General features: G+C 37.2%; 15 protein-coding genes. 13 read left to right on the forward strand and 2 right to left on the reverse strand.

Annotated elements, in window-relative coordinates; genetic code table 11:
• The 8 genes from CRG87_RS06625 to CRG87_RS06660 all read left to right on the forward strand — a co-directional run.
• Nucleotides 1-234, forward strand: a 234-nt coding sequence (locus CRG87_RS06625; protein ID WP_133125487.1) for an FAD-binding protein, incomplete at its 5' end; no start/stop codon positions are given.
• 251 nt (nucleotides 235-485) lie between these two features.
• Nucleotides 486-1,796: an extracellular solute-binding protein gene (locus CRG87_RS06630; RefSeq protein ID WP_074425968.1), complete on the forward strand. Its 1,311-nt coding sequence runs from the start codon at nucleotides 486-488 to the stop codon at nucleotides 1,794-1,796.
• Between the two features lie 136 nt (nucleotides 1,797-1,932).
• Nucleotides 1,933-2,850, forward strand: coding sequence for a magnesium transporter CorA family protein (locus CRG87_RS06635; protein WP_074426120.1), 918 nt, complete (start codon nucleotides 1,933-1,935; stop codon nucleotides 2,848-2,850).
• A gap of 13 nt (nucleotides 2,851-2,863) precedes the next feature.
• Nucleotides 2,864-3,793 (forward strand): serine hydrolase, encoded by a 930-nt coding sequence (locus CRG87_RS06640; RefSeq protein ID WP_074425967.1) that lies wholly within the window; start codon nucleotides 2,864-2,866, stop codon nucleotides 3,791-3,793.
• 185 nt (nucleotides 3,794-3,978) lie between these two features.
• Nucleotides 3,979-4,542 carry a TetR/AcrR family transcriptional regulator gene (locus CRG87_RS06645; RefSeq protein ID WP_074425966.1) on the forward strand — a complete coding sequence of 188 codons (564 nt, stop codon included), beginning with the start codon at nucleotides 3,979-3,981 and terminating at the stop codon, nucleotides 4,540-4,542.
• A gap of 14 nt (nucleotides 4,543-4,556) precedes the next feature.
• Nucleotides 4,557-7,505, forward strand: a complete 2,949-nt coding sequence (locus CRG87_RS06650; RefSeq protein ID WP_074425965.1) for an MMPL family transporter — start codon at nucleotides 4,557-4,559, stop codon at nucleotides 7,503-7,505.
• Between the two features lie 295 nt (nucleotides 7,506-7,800).
• Nucleotides 7,801-9,357, forward strand: a complete 1,557-nt coding sequence (locus tag CRG87_RS06655; RefSeq protein ID WP_074425964.1) for an ATP-binding cassette domain-containing protein — start codon at nucleotides 7,801-7,803, stop codon at nucleotides 9,355-9,357.
• A 96-nt stretch (nucleotides 9,358-9,453) separates the two neighbouring features.
• Nucleotides 9,454-10,488 (forward strand): zinc ribbon domain-containing protein, encoded by a 1,035-nt coding sequence (locus CRG87_RS06660; RefSeq protein WP_074425963.1) that lies wholly within the window; start codon nucleotides 9,454-9,456, stop codon nucleotides 10,486-10,488.
• 49 nt (nucleotides 10,489-10,537) lie between these two features.
• On the opposite strand, the gene CRG87_RS06665 is transcribed toward CRG87_RS06660, so the two are convergent.
• Both CRG87_RS06665 and CRG87_RS06670 read right to left on the reverse strand, forming a co-directional pair.
• The gene (locus CRG87_RS06665) at nucleotides 10,538-11,914 is read right to left on the reverse strand and encodes an NAD-dependent succinate-semialdehyde dehydrogenase (RefSeq protein ID WP_074425962.1); all 1,377 of its coding nucleotides are present in this window, start codon (nucleotides 11,912-11,914) and stop codon (nucleotides 10,538-10,540) included.
• A 114-nt stretch (nucleotides 11,915-12,028) separates the two neighbouring features.
• Nucleotides 12,029-12,817 (reverse strand): alpha/beta hydrolase, encoded by a 789-nt coding sequence (locus tag CRG87_RS06670; protein WP_074425961.1) that lies wholly within the window; start codon nucleotides 12,815-12,817, stop codon nucleotides 12,029-12,031.
• Nucleotides 12,818-13,059: 242 nt separating this feature from the next.
• On the opposite strand from CRG87_RS06670, the gene CRG87_RS06675 reads away from it, so the two are divergent.
• The 5 genes from CRG87_RS06675 to serS all read left to right on the forward strand — a co-directional run bounded on the left by CRG87_RS06675 (nucleotide 13,060) and on the right by serS (nucleotide 18,729).
• Complete coding sequence (locus tag CRG87_RS06675) at nucleotides 13,060-13,665, forward strand: TVP38/TMEM64 family protein (protein ID WP_046306061.1); 606 nt, start codon at nucleotides 13,060-13,062, stop codon at nucleotides 13,663-13,665.
• Nucleotides 13,665-14,192 carry a GNAT family N-acetyltransferase gene (locus CRG87_RS06680; RefSeq protein ID WP_074425960.1) on the forward strand — a complete coding sequence of 176 codons (528 nt, stop codon included), beginning with the start codon at nucleotides 13,665-13,667 and terminating at the stop codon, nucleotides 14,190-14,192. The genes CRG87_RS06675 and CRG87_RS06680 overlap by 1 nt, the downstream gene beginning before the upstream one ends.
• Before the next feature lie 196 nt (nucleotides 14,193-14,388).
• Nucleotides 14,389-16,032 (forward strand): malolactic enzyme, encoded by a 1,644-nt coding sequence (locus CRG87_RS06685; protein ID WP_074425959.1) that lies wholly within the window; start codon nucleotides 14,389-14,391, stop codon nucleotides 16,030-16,032.
• A 6-nt stretch (nucleotides 16,033-16,038) separates the two neighbouring features.
• Nucleotides 16,039-17,004 carry an AEC family transporter gene (locus CRG87_RS06690; RefSeq protein ID WP_074425958.1) on the forward strand — a complete coding sequence of 322 codons (966 nt, stop codon included), beginning with the start codon at nucleotides 16,039-16,041 and terminating at the stop codon, nucleotides 17,002-17,004.
• Between the two features lie 417 nt (nucleotides 17,005-17,421).
• Nucleotides 17,422-18,729: a serine--tRNA ligase gene (gene serS, locus CRG87_RS06695; protein WP_074425957.1), complete on the forward strand. Its 1,308-nt coding sequence runs from the start codon at nucleotides 17,422-17,424 to the stop codon at nucleotides 18,727-18,729.
• The last annotated feature ends 314 nt before the right edge of the window (nucleotides 18,730-19,043 follow it).

A 19,043-nucleotide genomic window follows, 5' to 3' on the forward strand; every position in this document is an offset into this window, starting at 1 on the left:
CCATATTATGGGGCGATTGTTGGGGGCAGATTATTAGCTACACTCGATGGACTGCGAGTTAACACTAAGATGCAAGTAATCAACAAGCAAGACAAGGTAATTGAAGGCTTGTATGCAGCTGGTAATTGCTCTGGCGGGTTCTTCTGGGGTATCTATCCAGATCATGTTCCTGGTTTAACTGCTAGCCATGCTTTAACTTTTGGCCGCTTAGCTGGTAAATACGCAGCAGAATAGAAATTTACAAGACTTGTCCTTTTAGGACGAGTCTTTTTTTGTTGCCAAAATTGATCAAGAAGAACAAAAAAATGTCATTAGCAAGTTTATTGCTTCAAAAACGAACTTTAATTGCAAAAACAGATTAATATCGAGATAAAAGCGAATGTTTTTGTTGTAATCTTTCTTTTACTGCTATACAATAGACAAGAATAAAATAATTGACAAAAAAACGTGTTGATTAAACACCGATTTTGGAGGAAAAATCAAAAATGAATTTTGGTAAAAAACTGGCAGCATTAGCTGTAGCCGGATTAGCTTTAGTAGGTACTGCTGCTTGTTCGAATGGTGGCTCGTCGTCATCTTCAACTTCTGACACAAATAAGATACCGAAGGTAACGAAGAAAACGACTGTTGTTTTCTGGCATGGGATGCAAGGTCAGCAAGAGACTACGCTAAAGAAACTTGCCAAAGAATTTGAAGCTAAAAATTCTAATATTAAAATTAAGCTTGAACAACAAGGCGATTACGACAATTTACAGGCTAAGTTGACTTCTACAATGCAGTCACCAAAGAACTTGCCAACAATTACCCAGGCATATCCTGGTTGGCTTCAAAGTGCTGCTAAGAACAAGATGTTAGTAAACCTGACTCCTTACATTAATAACAAAGAAGTTGGTTGGGGAAGTGTTGCTGCATCAGAAATTAAACAAGGTATGCTTGATGGTGCCCAAATTAACGGTACACAATACGGTATTCCATTTAACAAGTCAATCGAAGTTTTGATTTACAATCCTGACATGTTGAAGAAGTACGGTATCACTAAGGTACCTTCAACTAATGCTGAATTAAAGCAGGCTGCACAAACAATTTACCAAAAGAGTAATCACAAGGTTGTAGGTGCAGGTTTTGATAACCTTAACAACTACTACGTATTAGGGATGAAAAATGAAGGCCAAAACTTCTCCAACAAAGTTGACTTTACTGGCAAGGAATCTTCACGCGTTTTAGACTACTTCGTAAAAGGTGAAAAAGCAGGTTACTTCAGAATGCCTGGTTCTGATAAGTACCTATATGTACCATTCACTAACCAAAAGCTAGCAATGTTTGTTACTTCATCATCAACCGAAACTTGGATTAAGCAAGCTGCTAAGAAGGACTTTAAATATGAAATAGCTCCTCTTCCTGGTAAATACACAATGCAACAAGGTACTGACATCTATATGTTTAGCCACGCCAGTGCAATGGAAAAGGCCGCTGCATTCAAATTTATGAAATTCCTATCATCTAAGGAAAACCAAATTAAGTGGGCAAAAGAAACCGGCTATATTCCAGTTAATGAAGATGCTACGAAGTCAGCTGAATATAAGGAAAATAAAGAATTTATGTTACCTGCTAAGTTAGAGGATATTCTGTCAACTAACTCACTATACAGTGTGCCTGTAATTAAAAATTCTAATGCAGTATTTAGTGAATTGAAACCAATTATGCAGTCAATTTTATCTGCTGCACAAAAGGACCGTAATGTTAATAGTGCAATTAAAACCGGTAAGACAAAATTTGATGCTGCATGGAAACAATAAAAATATAAATAATTAAAAAGTGGGCTTTTTAGCCTGCTTTTTTAGTTGTCGTTTTGCAAAGGAATGGTAAGATAAGATAAGCAAATCAATAGCTTTCATTATAACTAGAAAGCTAACCAATCTAAGGATGGGGAAAATGATCAAAGAGCAAAGATTTCCGGTAGAAACTAAATATAAGTGGTATGATATCAGCAATTTGAGTGAAGAAGACAGTAACAAACTGCAAGATGATTTTAATTTCACGCCCGACATGATCTCTTATATTTCCGACCGTCATGAACGTCCGCACTATGATTATGACACCCATACCCATATTCACTTGCTTGTTTATGATGTGCCCATTTGGCCGACACAAACCATCAAGCATTTTACAGCTCACCCGGTAACCTTTTTAGTATCCGGAGAAAACATTTTTACCTTCCATACAGAATCAACTAGTTATGTGTTTGACGAGTTTAATGACCGTGCAATGAGACGCGAATTATCATTAGCACAAGATGTAACCGAATTGTTGATGAAATTTTTGCTGTTTTTATCGCAGTATTTCCAACGTGCAGTTACGCAGCTAGATGTTCAGCGCAATACTTTGGATCAAAAATTGTCTGGTGATATCGACAATAGGGACTTAGTTGAATTATCTAATATTGAAAAAAGTTTGGTTTACTTATCTAGTTCAATCCAAACCAATTTGATGATGCTTCACAGTTTGAAGCTTTCAGAACTTGATTTTACCAAACCTGCTCGTGAGCGCTTAGATGATGTTTTAATTGAGTCTAATCAGTCCGCAGAAATGGTCAAAATTTCGCAACAGGTTACGCAAACTTTGTCTGCGACATCCAATAATATGATGAACAATAATCTGAACGATACGATGAAGTTTTTGACAGTTTGGTCTTTGGTTCTGACTATTCCAACTATCCTAACGGGTTTTTATGGCATGAACGTAAGTTTACCGGTAGGTCATAGCTCAACCGATTGGATTTTTATTTCGCTGATTGGAATTGTGTTAATGCTTTGGCTGATCATCTTGATGAAACGACACCACTTCTTTTAATTGAGGTAGATATATGAAAAACAAGGTTATTATTGGCTCACTGATTACGACATTACTTGCTTTTATGCTCTATTCGTTAAACCTAAAGCGAGTACAAAATACAAGTGTTGAAATTGTGGGTCAAAGCCAAAGTGTTAAAAAAGAGCGTGGCAAAGGTAAACTATCGCATGAGCCAAAAGTTGCTGAAGTAGAATATCCGACTCATGTTCAAATTGCTTCAGGTAGTGATCAAACTTGGGCCAAGCAGATTGAGAAGCTAATGGGAAAGGATCAGAGCTACCAAGTTGCAGTTCAGGACCTTAATTCTGGCAAGTTTGCACGCGTGGCAAATACCACTAAAGCACATGGTGTTACTGGGACTGGGCGGTTATTTTTACTAGCAGCAGTTTTTTACCAAGAAGAACACGGCAAGCTTACCAGTCATTCAGCAATTAAGGTCAAAAAGTCGGATCGTGCTAAAGGTGAAAAGGCTTTACAACCTGGAATAGCTTATGGAACATCTTTTTTAAGGCAGACACTGATGCAGGGGAATAAAACCGCAGGAAATGTTTTACTCCGCAAGGTCAAACCGCAAAAAGTTAATGCTATGGCTAAAAAGATGGGGGCTAGTTCCACTAAATTTAGTAAAAAATATACAGCCAATCCTTTAGCTCAAACAACAGCAAACGATATGGTCGCTGTAATGGATGACTTGTACAAAAATAAAACACTAAGTCGTCAGTATTCTAATTTGACACTTGGATCATTGAATCAAAACGCAACAGGACAAAAGCCAAAATTAGTACAAAAGATTCACGACGCGACTGTATATGCGATTGGTGATGATCGTTCTAGTGTTGCTATTATTGAAAATAATGGTCAAGCATACTGTGTAGCCGTTTGGAGTAATTCAAATAAAAAGTTTGCTAAACTTGGAGAAGTCGTCAGCAATTTCTTTAAATAGATAAAATAAATTTAAAAATGCCTTAAGAGCTAACTTGCTTTTGAGGTATTTTTAATGCAAAAACCCTGTTAAACCAAGATTTTAGTCAATTTGGAAATTTTTTTAATTAATCTACAGTCTGTAGATTGTATTCTGCGGTTTGTAGTGTTATATTGTTTCCTATGCTGTCAGAGGGAGGGATGAAGTTGGTTAAAAAAAGAAGCCTTGATCTCGATAAAGTGATTGCTAAGGCAACAGAAATGATTGGTCAAAAAGGATTATCGGCAACAACGCTGCCTAGCTTGGCTAAGGAGCTTGGTGTTCGTTCGCAATCTCTTTACCACTATGTTTCTGGTCGTAAGCAATTATTATCACTTGTTGGTGCAAGTAGGATTAAAATTCTAAGTAAACAGTTAGTTGACAATCTGATTGGACTTTCAGGTAAAGAGGCATTATTTAAATTTGCAGATATCGTTCGCAATTTTATTTTGAACGATCCTGCATTGTTTAGCATTCTTTATCACCTCAATGAGTATAAGCCGGAAGATGCAATTACTAAGGAAATCATGAACATAATTGCATTTGCTGACAAACTGAATTTAAGAAGCGACAGCACTGTTTCGCTTCATTCCTTAATTGGCGCCGTTTTGGGCTATATCTTTTTAGATGTGTCCGCGTCGATTGAGGGTGAAACCAGTACCGAGGCTGATCAAGGCTACCATGATATGATTATCAAACTGGTCCAGCCGAAAAATATTTTGGAAGAATAGAGAGGAAAAACAAAGTGCAAAAATTATTTAAAAATCATATTTTTTCATTTATTGCATGGGTTTTAATCCTGATTATTTCTGTTGTGGCACTGCCAGACGTTACTGGATTAACGCGTGAGCACTCAAACATTTCCTTACCACAGGATGTTCAAAGTGAGGTCGCACAATCAATTCAAAATGATTGGGGACCTAAGCAAAAGAACACTTATCAAATTGCAGTTGTTTTTAATAAGAAAAACGGCAAATTAACTGCAGACGATAAGAATGCAATTAATGACACAATTGATCGCATTAAAGAAAATCAGGATAAATACGGTATTAAGATGGTCTTAGCACCAGATGATAATATCGCTACCAAAAAGCAACTACAGTCCAAGGACAAGACTACTTGGATTTTACAAGTTAACGTTGCAAAAAAACACGCTCCAATTAATGAAGTAGAGCAGGAATTAACCAAGGCTGTTAAAACTGCAGGTATCAGAACTTATGTCACCGGTGCAGACGTTTTACAGAACGCCTTCTCTAACTCAATTCAAGAGGGAATTAAAAAGACTGAAGTCATTACCATTGTCTTCATTTTCATTGTTCTTGTAATTGTCTTTAAGTCACCAATCGTGCCATTAATTTCTTTGTTAACAGTTGGTGTTTCATTTATCACTGCTTTCTCGATTGTTACCAATCTAGTTAAGTATCAAAACTTCCCATTTTCAAACTTTACACAAGTTTTTATGATCATTGTGTTGTTCGGAATCGGAACGGATTACAACATTTTACTGTATGATAAATTCAAAGAAAATCTAGGTAATGGCCTTGATCGCTATGGTGCGATGAAGGATGCACTTAAGGTAGCAGGTAAGACAATCTTGTATTCAGGATCATCGATCTTAATTGGTTTTTCAGCTCTTAGCTTAGCTAAATTCTCAATTTACCAATCTGCAGTCGGTGTTGCAGTTGGTGTCGCTATCCTACTGGTTGTTTTGTTAACACTGAACCCATTCTTCATGGCTGTTTTAGGCGAAAAAATGTTCTGGCCAGTTAAGAAATTTACTGGTGAACATGAAGATAAGCTCTGGCATGGTATCTCTAAGAGTACTATGGCTCATCCAATTATCTATTTAGTCGTTTTAGCAGTTGTGGTAACACCATTTGCTTTAATGTACTCAGGTCATCTTAATTATGATGATACTGATGAAATTGATAATGCTACCCCTGCCAAGGCAGGAATGCTTGTAGTTGAAAAGCACTTCTCCAAGGGGATGGCAGAACCATCAACCCTTTATATCAAGAGTGATCATAAATTAGACAATGAAGCAGATTTGAGACTGCTTGATCAACTTACTAGACAAATTCAATCTTCTGGGGATGTTTCTCTAGTAACTTCTGTTACTCAACCATATGGAGAACGAATTGATCAACTTTATGTTAACAACCAATTAAACACAGTTAATAAGGGTGTCGACCAAGCTCGAGCTGGTTTAAGTAAACTAAGTAAAGCAAGTAAGCAGTTATCAACTGGTGCGAGTCAGTTGGCTAGTGGAACAAGCCAATTACAAAATGGTACCGGACAGCTCCAAAGCGGAACCGGCCAACTTCAAAGTGGTGCTGGTCAATTGCAAGGTGGTGCTGGAAGACTCCAAAGCGGTACGCAACAAATGACTAGCGGCTTGAACCAACTTAATTCTCAATTAGCAGCTGGTTCTCAAGGTATTGCTTCAGCTCAAGCCAATACTAAAGCAGCCTTGGAAAAGAGCTACAAGGCTAACTTGGCCCAAAGCATGAATAGCATTCCAGGCTTGACACCACAACAAAAGATGGCTGCAATGCAAGCAGCAGGTGCTGCACTTGAAAAATCATGGGCACAAGCTTCAGCTTCAATGCCAAATGTTTCTGGCCAGATGGGTGAATTACAATCAGGTGTTGGTAGACTAGCTTCAGCTTCAGGTCAATTAAGCAGCGGTGCCTCCACTTTAAACGGCGGAATAGGCCAACTTAATTCTAGTCTTGGTCAATTGAACTCAAGCGTAGGTCAACTGAACTCAAGTGTAGGAAAATTGAATTCCGGTGCAGGTCAGTTAGCAGATAATACTCCTAAGTTAACTTCAGGTTTAGATGAAGTTAACAGTGGCTTGGGTCAAGGTGGAGCTTATCTTACTGGACTTGCTAGTTCATCAGCAGCAGATAGTTTCTATATTCCTAAGGAATTTATCAAGAATGATATGTTCCAAACCTCGGTTAAGAACTATCTGAGCCCTGATAAAAAATCAGCAATGATCATGATTGTCTTTAGTTCAAACCCAAGTAGCACCAAGGCAACCAAGAAGGCGCAAGACTTAAGCTTAATGGCTAAAAAGTCTTTAGCAGGTACAAGACTTGATAAAGCAACTATCGCAATGGGAGGAGAAAGCTCAAACATTGCTGATATTAAGGATATTGCCAACAAGGACTTTATCAGAACAGCCGCAATTATGTTGATTGGTATCGGAATCGCATTGATTTTCGTTACTCGTTCATTATTGCAACCTCTATATATTTTGGGTACATTACTTATTGCGTACTTCTGCTCATTATCAATTACTGAATGGGTAGTTAAGGCAACAATGGGCAAAGACATGTTAACTTGGAATACACCATTCTTTGGCTTTATTTTGTTAATTGCCTTAGGTGTAGACTATAGTATCTTCTTGATGACGCGCTATCGTGCAATTGAGGGAGGCAAGCCGAGTGAACGAATGCTTAAAGCTTGTGGTATTATCGGAACGGTTGTTGTTTCAGCTGCAATTATTTTAGGTGGTACCTTCGCTGCATTGATTCCATCAGGTATTCCAACTTTAATTGAAGTTGCTTTAACTGTAATTATCGGACTAATTATTTTAGTTTTCATTATGCCAATCACGCTATCTGCAGCAGTTAAACTGACTTATGAAGGCGTGCACTGGAATAAGAGTAAACGAGTTAAACAATAGAATTTTAAAAGATTGAATTGCTTATTTTGAGTGTTCAATCTTTTTTGTATATCTAGACTAGCTTTACAAAATTTTTAAGATAAGCTAAAATGACGCTAATTAACTTATTAACAGAATTATGAGGAGAACTGAAATGTCAAGAGATGTAAATAATCAATAAAGCTCTACAGATAGCTAAATAATTAAATCACTTTTTAAACAGGAAAATTAATTATCAGCTCAACGTGGGGCGAGGCAAGATATTAATTTGGTAAAAAGCAAATTAATAGCGTACTTACACATTGAGGTGTTTAAAGTGGAATTAATTAAAATAGATCATTTACAAATTGACGTTGCAGCTACCAAATTACTTGAAATTGACAGTTTAAATGTTACTTCAGGTCAAAAAATCGGTTTAATTGGAGACAACGGAGTTGGCAAAACTACTCTAGTTAACATACTTGCTCAACAAGATATGACCGATTCATTTACAACTAAAGGCAAAATTACCAGAAATTGTAATTTTGCTTATGTTCCCCAATTGCTCGATGCAAAGGACAAGAGCGGTGGACAACGAGAAAAATTGGCGATTGAACTAGCAATTGCTAAATTAAAAAATATGTCCAATGGTTTATTATTGTTGGACGAACCAACTTCTAATTTGGACGTTAAACAGCAAAAATGGTTGGTTCAATTACTACAAAAAAGCAAGATTGCGTGTTTAATAGTTAGTCATGATCAAAATTTTCTAAGTCAAATTTGTAATAATATTTGGTACATTCAAAAGCAAAAGGCCAGCGGTTTTACAGGAACATATTCTGAATTTCAACGGTTTCAAGCTGATAAGCGGCACTTTCTTGAAAAAGAGTATGAGCAACAAAAAAAGCGTGTTAATCAGTTGCAAGTTAGTTCCAATCAGAAACTCAATAAGGCAAGAACCTTTAATAAGAATAAAAAAGGTCTGTCGTCGTCTGGTTGGCGGTCGAAATCATTGGGTAAGCAAAGAGCCAAGAACAGCGTCATTAAGGCTAGTAAAAACCTGACTAATAAACTTAACCGAGAGAAAGCTAAGCTCGAAAAGCCACAGGTTCGTCGTTCCATTACATTTAAAAATGGAACAGAAAAGCAAGCTATTGCAGATATCAGTAATGATAAAGCAATTAGGCTAAATAAGCAGAAAGTTCAGGCTTTTAAGCGTAATCTCTTTACCATTGACAATGAAATTAACATAGATTTCCAAACAAAAGTGTTATTGGCTGGCCAAAATGGAGTAGGCAAAACCGTCTTTTTAAAACAAATTAAGCATCGGGAATTAGTGGGTTATTATAGCCCCAAATTAAAAATTGGCTATTTTGATCAGAATATTTGTGTAAAACAAACTGATCAAACATTGATTGCATCGCTTAATGAAACCAGTATGTTTGATGACAGTTCAACAATGCAGATTCTAGGTGATTTGCACTTGAAGCAGTTTGCACAACAAAAGATTAGTAGTTTAAGCGGTGGACAGCTGGTCTGCTTTAATTTAGCTAAGATCATTACCGGGCAATATAATTTGCTGCTATTAGACGAGCCAACTAACTTTTTGGATATTGGGTCAATTAACGCATTAGCCGAATTCATCACAAATTATCCATTTGCAATTATTTTGGTATCTCATGACCAAGCATTTGTTAATCAAATTAAGCTGAAAGAGTGGCAGATTAAGAGTAAAAAATTGCTGGTTTCTGAACCACCAGTTAATGAAAATGAGAAAAGCAATGCAAATGAACTTGAATTGCTTAAGTTTAAATTGGATAGCTTAATGCTGTCACCTAATGCAACAATTGCGGAAATCAAAGAACTTAAAGCAAAAATTGAAGGTTTACAATGATTTTTCATTAAAAAGAGTGATAAAGAAATTTTCTTTATCACCTTTTTTGTTTTATGATTAGTGTATCAATTTAACTACAAGCAAAGGATGTTTTTTATGACTACTTGTCCAAATTGTGGGCGAAAAATTTCAGCAGAGGATACGACTTGTCCTAATTGTCACTTTGATGTACAAAAATATCGTGATCTCTTTTTTGCTGATGCCTCCCGCGAACCTCAAAATAAAGAAAAACAAGAAGCAGAACGAACTGTTACAAGAAGAGAAGACTACCGCCAAGAGTTTTACCCTAAAAAGCAAAATATAATTGTTGCAAGGATGCTCGATTGGATTCGTGCCAATAGTATGATTGTTTTGTTATTGGGTATTTTATTGCTACTGATTATGAGTTTTTCTCGTAGCATCGGCTGGATTTGCTTTTTTGCATTATTTATCTGGCTCTATGTGGTATGCGTGCGAACAAACAAAATAGAACGCTATACAGTGGATAAGCGGTTAACTGAAAAGGTCAATCAACTCGGCTCTAATATGTTCAATAATGTTGATGAGTCTAAGGAAAAAGTTAAGTCTAAAAGAAAAGGTAAAGAGCCTTCCAAGGGCGAAAAGCGAGTGGAAGAAGAAGTTGCAACAGTCAAAAAGCACTTTAACTATACCCAACTGCTAGTCATTTTAATGGCAATTATTAATCTAATTGTTTTATTTACTGGTTCTGGTGCTTCCGTTTCTGACATTTCATATACAGGTAAAATGTCAATTACACGTGTTTTATTTGGACTGGCTGGACGCTTATTTTCATCAAGTAGCACTTTAGTGCCAGGAATCGAAGTCTGTGTAATCTGGCTATTGATTTTCCTATTCCCAATTGTAATTACTTATAATACGCTGAAGGACACAAAAAAGAATTGCAGTATTGCATTTTCTTTGTCGATAATTGAGTCACTTTTCCTCATTTACTTAATTTTCCGCTTATCAAATACCACACTTTCAAATACAGGCTTCTTGAAGAACATTACTAGTCAATTACTTTTATATGCTGTTTCGATAGGTGCTTCGACCTATTTCTTGATTTTATCCAGCATTATGACGACAATTTTATTAGGCTACAACCTGTACAAAAAATATAAACAAAAGTAACAAAAAAGCTGGACAGCTATGAAGTCCAGCTTTTTTTATTTATAAAAGATTATTCCGTTGGCATATCAATTACCAAGTGTTCGTTGACAAATGCCATCATACCTAAATCACTCAATTCACGGCCATAACCCGATTTTTTAATTCCACCAAAAGGTAATTCTCCGGAGCTAATCCAGGTTCCGTTAATAACGGTCATTCCAGTCTCAATTTGAGCTGCAACTTCCTGTGCATGTTTAACATCTGCACTGATGACGGATGAACCTAGACCATAGCTTGAATCATTGGCAAGTGCAATGGCCTCGTCTTCGTCTTCTACTTCGTAAACAATTGCAACTGGGCCGAAGAATTCTTGGTCATAAGCTGGGTTATTTTTATCAACATCCGTTAAAATAATTGGTCTGAAAAATGCTCCATCAGAATTAATCTCAGGATATTCGTAGAAAACCTTTGCGCCAGCGTCAATGGCTTCGTCAACTTGCTTACTTAATTTATCCCTTGATCTAGCTGAATTCATTGGTGGCAATGTCGTGCTAGCGTCGAGTGGGTCACCCGCTTTTAAGACTGAAAAAGCATTTTTTAGTTCATGCAAAACTTCATCATAGCGTGATTTAACCACAATAATACGTTTAGATGAAGTACATACTTGACCGTCGTTATACGTTCTAGCAGAACTTAAGGCTTTCTTCAATACTAATGGATCCGCATCATCTAAAACGATGAAGGCATCATTACCGCCAAGTTCCATAGTTGACTTCTTTAGGTTCTTTCCGGCATTTTCTGCAACAGAAGCCCCGCCGCGTTCAGAACCAGTTAGTGCAACACCCTGTATACGAGGATCAGTAATAATTTGGTCAAGTTGATCGTAGCTAGGGTAAAGGTTGATGAGGCTACCTTCAGGTGCACCGGCCTGTTTAATTATTTTGGCAGTTAATGCGGCAGAACCAGGAACATTATGTGCGTGCTTTAATAAAATTGGATTACCGACAATAAAGTTTGGCGCAAAAACACGAATGACTTGATAAAGTGGGAAGTTCCAAGGTTCACAAGCCATAATTACACCTGTAGCTTGCTTAAGATAATAAGCATTACCCAAGTTTGATTCAATCGGTTGTGGTTTAAGCATCTGTGGACCATGATCAGCGTAGTAATCGCAAATTGATGCGCATAGTTCAACTTCTCCTTTGGACTCGTTGATCATTTTGCCCATTTCTAGAGTCATTATTTTAGCCATTTCTTCCTCATTTTGGCGGAAGCCATCGGCAACTTGGTGTAAAATTTCAGCGCGACTTTCTGGAGTCTCGTGACGCCATTTATGATAAAGTGCATCTGCCAAGTTGATTGCATCTTCAATTTGACTAGCTGTTGGATTATCGTAACTGGCAAAAGTTTCATTGGTATATGGATTGACTGATTGATATTTAGCCATATTAATTCTCCTTAAAAGATACTTTTCTACGTTACAAATAGATAAACTCTATTATAAACCGTTTTCAATAAAAAGTTGCACTAGCTACTAATTTTAACTTTTAATTAACCGGTATTACTGCTGATTATTCATTAAACTGTTTTCGAGATATGTCAAAGAAAAATCAATGTACTCGCTGGCATACGCCATTGCATGACGTTTACCAGGAATTAATTTGAGTTCAATCCCAAGATTTTGACTGGCTAAATAGTTAATAAAAGCAAGCAGATATTTAGTTGGTGCTAATTCATCAGTTGAATTAATCATTAAAAGCTGATGGAGATTGTGGTAATCATATGACGCTGCATCGATTAGTTTGAGCGTGCTCATTTTTGGTGAACCGGCATAGGTTAAAGCGAAATACTTGTAAAATGAGTCATTGATTTCATTCAAGTCTTCTGTTCCAAAATCTTTATGAGCCTGAGGTGATGGCTTAACTGTGGGATGATCTTGCATCCAATTAGAGAATGATACGGGCGCAGACCACGTAACGGCTGGAAAGCCATATTTTCCTGCAACTAGTAAGGCTAGCGTCCCCCCACTACTAACGCCAATTTGACTGATTTGTGTTCCTTCTGCGACATATTTACTGTTTAATAGCCATTTAACAAAATTAGTGCTGTCTTCATGTGCAGCAGGAAAAGTTGCTTGAGGAGCAAGTGAATAATTAGGGGCAAAAACAAGAAAACCACGATTAGCTGCCATCAGGCATAACTCTTTAAGATTGCTTTTATCGCCACGGAACCAACCGCCACCGTGCCAAAATAGCAAAATTTTGGTTTTTGCGTTGCCTTGGGGCAAATAAATATCTGTCGCTAATTGCTTTTGCTCGTCGAAGATGATATCAGTTAAAATCTCTGTCATTGTCTATTTCCTCCCAATTATTTAGGCTACTATTTTTTAATTGTTTAGATGGACTATACTTAAATAAAAGTTATTAGTACGTTTAATTTCTTCTTTTTAGTTTATCATTAAGTTACATGATGCAAATTTAAGTGCAATCTTTAAAAAAGTTAAAATATTTTAATTATTAAGTTAAATGACGTAAAAACTAATCATTAGACTAAGTTTTTTGGTAAAATGAGCCCTAATATTGGAGGTAAGCTATGCATCTGTCAGCTAAAACCAGTCGAAAATTAATTAATATCTTGACCGTTGTTAGCGGGATTATCATCATTTTATTATGTATTTACTGGTACAACTTAGGGATTTTTACTAGTCAAGCAAAAATGAAAGCATATCTGGCTGATAAAAGAATTATCGGCCCAGTTATTTTCGTGCTAATCCAGATTATTCAAGTGGTTATTCCAATTATTCCGGGTGGAGTGTCTTTGCTAGGTGGAGTTGTGTTCTTTGGCCCTTTAGCAGGCTTTATTTATAACTACGTTGGGGTCTGTATCGGTTCGATTATCAACTTCTTTTTAGCCCGCTTTTATGGTAGGCCCTTTATTCTGCACATTGTGTCCGAAAAGACCCTTGATAAGTATATGAAATGGACTAAAAATCAGAATAAGTTCAACTGGTTCTTTGCAATCTGTATAGTTGCGCCAATGGCTCCGGATGATGTCTTATGTTTATTAGCAGGATTGACAGACATGAAATTCTGGACATATTTCTGGATCATTATTTTAGGTAAACCATGGACAATCGCAGCTTATAGTTTTGCTTTAATGTTTGGGATGGACTGGCTTCTCAAGATTGTTGGTAAGTAATGAGTAGTCGGGTGTTTTTAAGACCCTTTCAAAATACTGATGCAGAAGTATTGTTAAAATGGGGTCAGGACGATTATTACAAGCAGCTGGCTGCCTTCCAGCACTATGACAATTTTGCCCAAGCAGAAGTTGCCGCTGGTCAATACGCTGCACGCAAGTATAGTTATGCGGTTTGTCTAATGCAAACAGAAGAAATAATCGGCTTGGTCGAACTATATGAACGAGGAACGAGCGAAAAAGAACTGCTAGATACCAAGGAAGTTGGCTTTCTACTTGATCGTGCGTTTGAAGGCCATGGTTATATGACAGAGGCGTTAACCTTACTATTTGATTTTGCATTTAAAAAGTTGCAACAAAGAGAAATTTGGGCCGGCACTTTTAAGCAGAACCTGCGTTCACAAAAATTGCTCGAGACGCTAGGTTTTGACTATGCTTATGCGGTTGACCTAAGTCAGATTAGCAATCTGTTTAAATACGAAGAAAAATATTACGTGCTAAAAAAAGCACGGTGGCTGAAAGACCATTGAACTTGAGTCTGGGAAATACAGTTTCCCAGACTTTTTTGCTAAAAATAGTTACGCTAACTAAAAAGCATTAAATTGAGTCTGTAAAAAGTGCTAATTACCTTAAGTAAGCTAATTATTTGAACTTGCTACATAAAGGGAATACCCTGAAAGTGTTAATAAATGAATATATTATTACACAGATGGGAGAGTGTCCAAAATGGATAAGATAGGTCAAACAAGATTAAATGATCCGTTTTTGAATCGTGGCACTGCTTATACCAAAGAGCAGCGTGAGCAATATCATTTAGAAGGAATGCTGCCGCCAAAACAGCAAACGCTTGAGGAACAAGCGCGTGAAGTTTATCTGCAATACCAAGAGAAAAAGACTAATTTGGAAAAGCGCATTTTTCTCATGACTGTTTTTAATACAAATCGTGTTTTGTTTTTTAAGATCTTTAGTGAACACGTAACTGAGTTTATGCCCATTGTTTATGATCCGACAATTGCGGAATCAATTGAAAATTATAGTCATTTGTTTGTTAATCCACAGAATGCCGCTTTTCTTTCCATTGATGAGCCTGATCAAATTGAGGCTAGCCTGAAAAATGCAGCTGACGGACGAGACATCAAACTAATTGTAGTAACCGATGGTGAAGAGATTTTAGGAATAGGTGATTGGGGCACGCAGGGTGTCGACATTTCTGTTGGTAAGTTGATGGTTTATACTGCTGCGGCAGGTGTCGATCCTGCATGTGTTTTACCAGTAGTACTTGATGTTGGAACAAACAATGAGAAGTTGCTGAGTGATTCGCTCTATCTGGGGAATCATCATCGGCGCATAAATGGCGAGCCATATTATCAATTTGTTGATCGTTTTGTTCAGACGGCTGAAAAGCTCTTTCCTGGACTATACCTTCATTTTGAAGATTTTGGTCGTGACAATGCTGACAATTTGTTGAAACACTATCGCGGACAAATCCTAACTTTTAACGATGATATCCAAGGAACTGGTGTAATTGTTTTAGCGGGAATTTTAGGCGCGCTAAAAATAAGTGGGCAAAAGCTAACCGAGCAAAAATATGTTTGCTTTGGTGCCGGAACTGCTGGAACTGGGATTGTTGAACAAGTATATGCTGAAATGTTGCAAATGGGGATGAAACCAGATGAAGCACGAAAACATTTTTACCTGGTTGATAAACAGGGATTGCTATTTGAGGATACCCCTGATTTAACTCCCGCCCAGAAGCCTTTTGTTAGAAAAAAGGCTGAGTTTGCCCATCCGGAGCAACTAACAGATTTAAAGAGTGTTGTGCAAGCAGTACATCCAGACATTTTAGTCGGAACTTCGACTAGATCTGGTGCTTTTACGCAAGAAATTGTGACAGAAATGGCAGCTCATACTGAGCGTCCAATTATTTTCCCACTGTCTAATCCGACACAGTTAGCTGAAGCAAAAGCCCAGGACTTGATTCAATGGACTAAAGGAAAGGCTTTGGTGGCAACCGGTATCCCAGCTGATCCTGTTGAATATCAAGGAACAAAATATGAAATTGGTCAGGCTAATAATGCATTAGTATATCCTGGACTTGGCCTAGGAGCATTAGCAGTCAATGCTAAGATTTTGAGTGATGAGATGATTAGTGTTGCTGCCCATTCTCTAGGTGGAATTGTTGATTCAAGTAAGCCAGGAGCCGCAGTTTTACCACCGGTTGAAAAACTAAACGTCTTTTCACAAACTGTGGCAAAGGCTGTAGCTAACCAAGCAATTAAAGACCACCTTAATCAAAACGATTATCAAGATGGTGAAGAAGCAGTGCAAGCTTTGCGCTGGTCTCCAGTTTATTCAGACGATCGGAAGTGAGAATAAATGCAAGCCTTTCTTACGTCTTTGACTAGTGTTGTCGAACTTCTGTTAGTGATTGCATTAGGGTATTGGCTGCGTAGTAGTGGTAAGCTCGGTGACCAATTTAAAAGTAACATTTCGTATTTGATTATGAATATTGCTTTACCGGCCTCAATTTTTGTTTCGGTTTTAAAGTATCTAACGAGGGAAAAACTATTTGGTTTAACGGGTGGCCTGATTTATGCAATCATCTGTTTTGCCTTAAGCTATTTCTTTGCTTGGTTGCTGTGCAAAGTCTTACGAATCCGTAAAGGTAGACGTGGGACATTTATTAATGCGATTACTAATGCCAATACGATTTTTATTGGATTACCATTAAATGTTGCGCTGTTTGGTCAAAAAAGTATGCCGTATTTTTTGATTTACTACGTATTAAATACAGTTTCAACTTGGGCAATCGGTGTCTTCTTTATTTCCAGTGATGATCCAACTGTACAAAAACAGAAACAGCAAAAATTTAACTGGAAGAAATTACTACCAGCACCACTAGTAGGTTTCTTAATTGCTTTGCTCTGCTTGCTAGTTGAAGTACCAATCCCTAGTTGGATTACTGCTGTTTTAGGCATGGTTGGTGGAATTGTAACACCAATGTCGTTAATTTATATTGGTATTATTTTGGCTGATGCTGGTTTAAAGTCTATTCACCTCGACCGTGATACAATTTGGGCTTTACTTGGTAGATTTGTATTAGTTCCAGCATTGATGATTATCTTAATTGTTGTTGGTGGAAGCTGGGGACCAGCATTAACGGGGCTAGCAAAGCAAACCTTGATAGTACAGTCTGCTACACCTGCTTTAGCAGTTTTACCGATTCTTGTAGGTGAAGCGCGCGGGGATGTACAATATGCAACTAATGTTGTAACTACTTCGACTGTATTGTTTGTGATTGTTGTTCCGCTCGTTTTAGAAATAACCCAAATGCTTTTGTAGTAAATAATGTTAAATAAAAGGAAACCCAAGTAATGCTTGGATTTCTTTTTTTGCAGTTAGGAGCTAACTTGATGCTGCAATAAGTATAGTGGTTTTATTTTGGTTAAAATATAAATGTTCATATAATTAAAAATAGTATTTGCCAAACGGGTAGGAATGACTTAAAATAATTTCAAAACACGGAGTCCTAAGACTGATTCAGCGAGTTCGCATTTTGGTGTAAGCGAATAGAAGTCGTTTCCAGATTCCATTAATGTGGGTAATTAATAGTTACACGGCATTGCGGCACCGTTATCGCCAACTTAATGAAGTGCAACTGCGAAATTCGTGGTTGAAACTGGGTGGTACCGCGAAGCCATGTAGAGCCAATTCGTCCCAATTTGAGGGATGAATTGGCTTTTTTTGTGGAGGTAAACTATGTTAGATATTAAAGTGATTCGCGAGAATCTTGATTGGGCTAAGGACAAACTTAGTAGACGTGGCATTAAGCCTGAAGAACTCGATGAATTGGTAAAAAATGATGCTGATCGTCGTGAGGGCTTGAACCGTAGTGAACAATTAAAGGCAGAGCGTAACAAAGTTTCAAAGGAAATTGCTGAAAAGAAGAGAAACAAAGAAGATGCAACTCCTGCGATTGAAAAAATGCGTGAAGTTGGTCAAGAAATCAAAGAACTCGATGAAAAAGTTGCTGACTTGACTGAAAAGCAAAATTATATTTTGTTAAGATTGCCTAACTTCCCAGATGATTCAGACCCAATTGGCCCTGATGAAAGCTTCAATGAAGAAGTACGTAAGTGGCATGAACCTACTAAATTATCTTTTAAACCAAAAGCACATTGGGAATTAGGAACTGATTTAGACATTTTAGACTGGGATCGTGGTGCAAAAGTTTCTGGTGCACGTTTTGTCTACTATAAAGGTGCAGGTGCATTACTTGAACGTGCTGTATTTAACTTTTTCTTAGATGAAAATACTAAGGAAGGATATACAGAAGTAATTCCACCTTACTTAGTTAATGATGAATCAATGCAAGGTACGGGCCAATTCCCTAAATTCCGTGAAGATGTTTACACAATTGTAGATAATGATGATCCGGACAAGCCACTTGATTTAACTTTAATTCCAACTGCTGAAGTTCCATTAGTTAATTACTTCCGTGATGAAATTATTCATGAAGATCGCTTACCAATTAGTGTAACTGCACTTTCTCCAGCATTCAGAAGTGAAGCAGGTTCAGCTGGTCGTGATACTCGTGGATTAATCAGAATGCATGAATTCAGAAAGGTTGAAATGGTTAAAATCTGTAAGCCTGAAGAATCATGGAATGAACTTGATAAATTAACCAAGAATGCTGAACATCTATTACAAAAACTGAACTTGCCATACCATGTCGTTGCATTGTCAACTGGGGATGCAAGTTTTACTAGTGCAAAAACTTATGATCTAGAAGTATGGATGCCAGCTCAAGATAAGTACCGTGAAATCTCCAGTTGTTCAAACTGTACTGACTTCCAAGCACGTCGTGCCCAAATTCGTTATCGTGATGAAGATGGCAAATTACACTTAGCTCACACATTAAACGGTTCAGGATTAGCAGTAGGTAGAACAGTTGCAGCTATCCTGGAAAACTACCAAAATGAAGACGGAACAGTAACAGTTCCTGAAGTATTAGTTCCTTATATGAATGGTAAAACAAAGATTACTAAGGAAGAAAGCTTAATCTAAATAACTTAAAAGGTCGATTTCGACCTTTTTTTATTGAAATTTTTTTGCCATAAAATTGCAAAATCCAACCCAAAAATGAACAAATTACGAATATTTTATTTTAAAATAAATATTATAATTAGAGATAATGATGATATTAGTAATTAGCTTAAACTAATTTTGATTTAGTACTTCTCGAATACCGAACATAAAAAATTATTTGACGAGTTCTACCAATTGGAGTAAAGTATTATTTGTTCTTGACGAAGTGCTCGAAAGCACTGCTGGACAAAGAAAAAGTCGAGCAAAACTAGTTGACAAAAGACAGCAGGTTT

The organism is Lactobacillus apis, from assembly GCF_002837055.1.
Taxonomy (GTDB): Bacteria; Bacillota; Bacilli; order Lactobacillales; family Lactobacillaceae; genus Lactobacillus; species Lactobacillus apis.

Bases quoted from the DNA above. Each gene is read 5' to 3' on its own strand.
- CRG87_RS06680 (WP_074425960.1), top strand. From the start codon at position 13,665: ATGAGTAGTCGGGTGTTTTTAAGACCCTTTCAAAATACTGATGCAGAA.
- CRG87_RS06690 (WP_074425958.1), top strand. From the start codon at position 16,039: ATGCAAGCCTTTCTTACGTCTTTGACTAGTGTTGTCGAACTTCTGTTA.
- CRG87_RS06630 (WP_074425968.1), top strand. From the start codon at position 486: ATGAATTTTGGTAAAAAACTGGCAGCATTAGCTGTAGCCGGATTAGCT.
- CRG87_RS06640 (WP_074425967.1), top strand. From the start codon at position 2,864: ATGAAAAACAAGGTTATTATTGGCTCACTGATTACGACATTACTTGCT.
- CRG87_RS06635 (WP_074426120.1), top strand. From the start codon at position 1,933: ATGATCAAAGAGCAAAGATTTCCGGTAGAAACTAAATATAAGTGGTAT.
- CRG87_RS06670 (WP_074425961.1), bottom strand. From the start codon at position 12,817: ATGACAGAGATTTTAACTGATATCATCTTCGACGAGCAAAAGCAATTA.
- serS (WP_074425957.1), top strand. From the start codon at position 17,422: ATGTTAGATATTAAAGTGATTCGCGAGAATCTTGATTGGGCTAAGGAC.
- CRG87_RS06665 (WP_074425962.1), bottom strand. From the start codon at position 11,914: ATGGCTAAATATCAATCAGTCAATCCATATACCAATGAAACTTTTGCC.
- CRG87_RS06685 (WP_074425959.1), top strand. From the start codon at position 14,389: ATGGATAAGATAGGTCAAACAAGATTAAATGATCCGTTTTTGAATCGT.
- CRG87_RS06660 (WP_074425963.1), top strand. From the start codon at position 9,454: ATGACTACTTGTCCAAATTGTGGGCGAAAAATTTCAGCAGAGGATACG.
- CRG87_RS06675 (WP_046306061.1), top strand. From the start codon at position 13,060: ATGCATCTGTCAGCTAAAACCAGTCGAAAATTAATTAATATCTTGACC.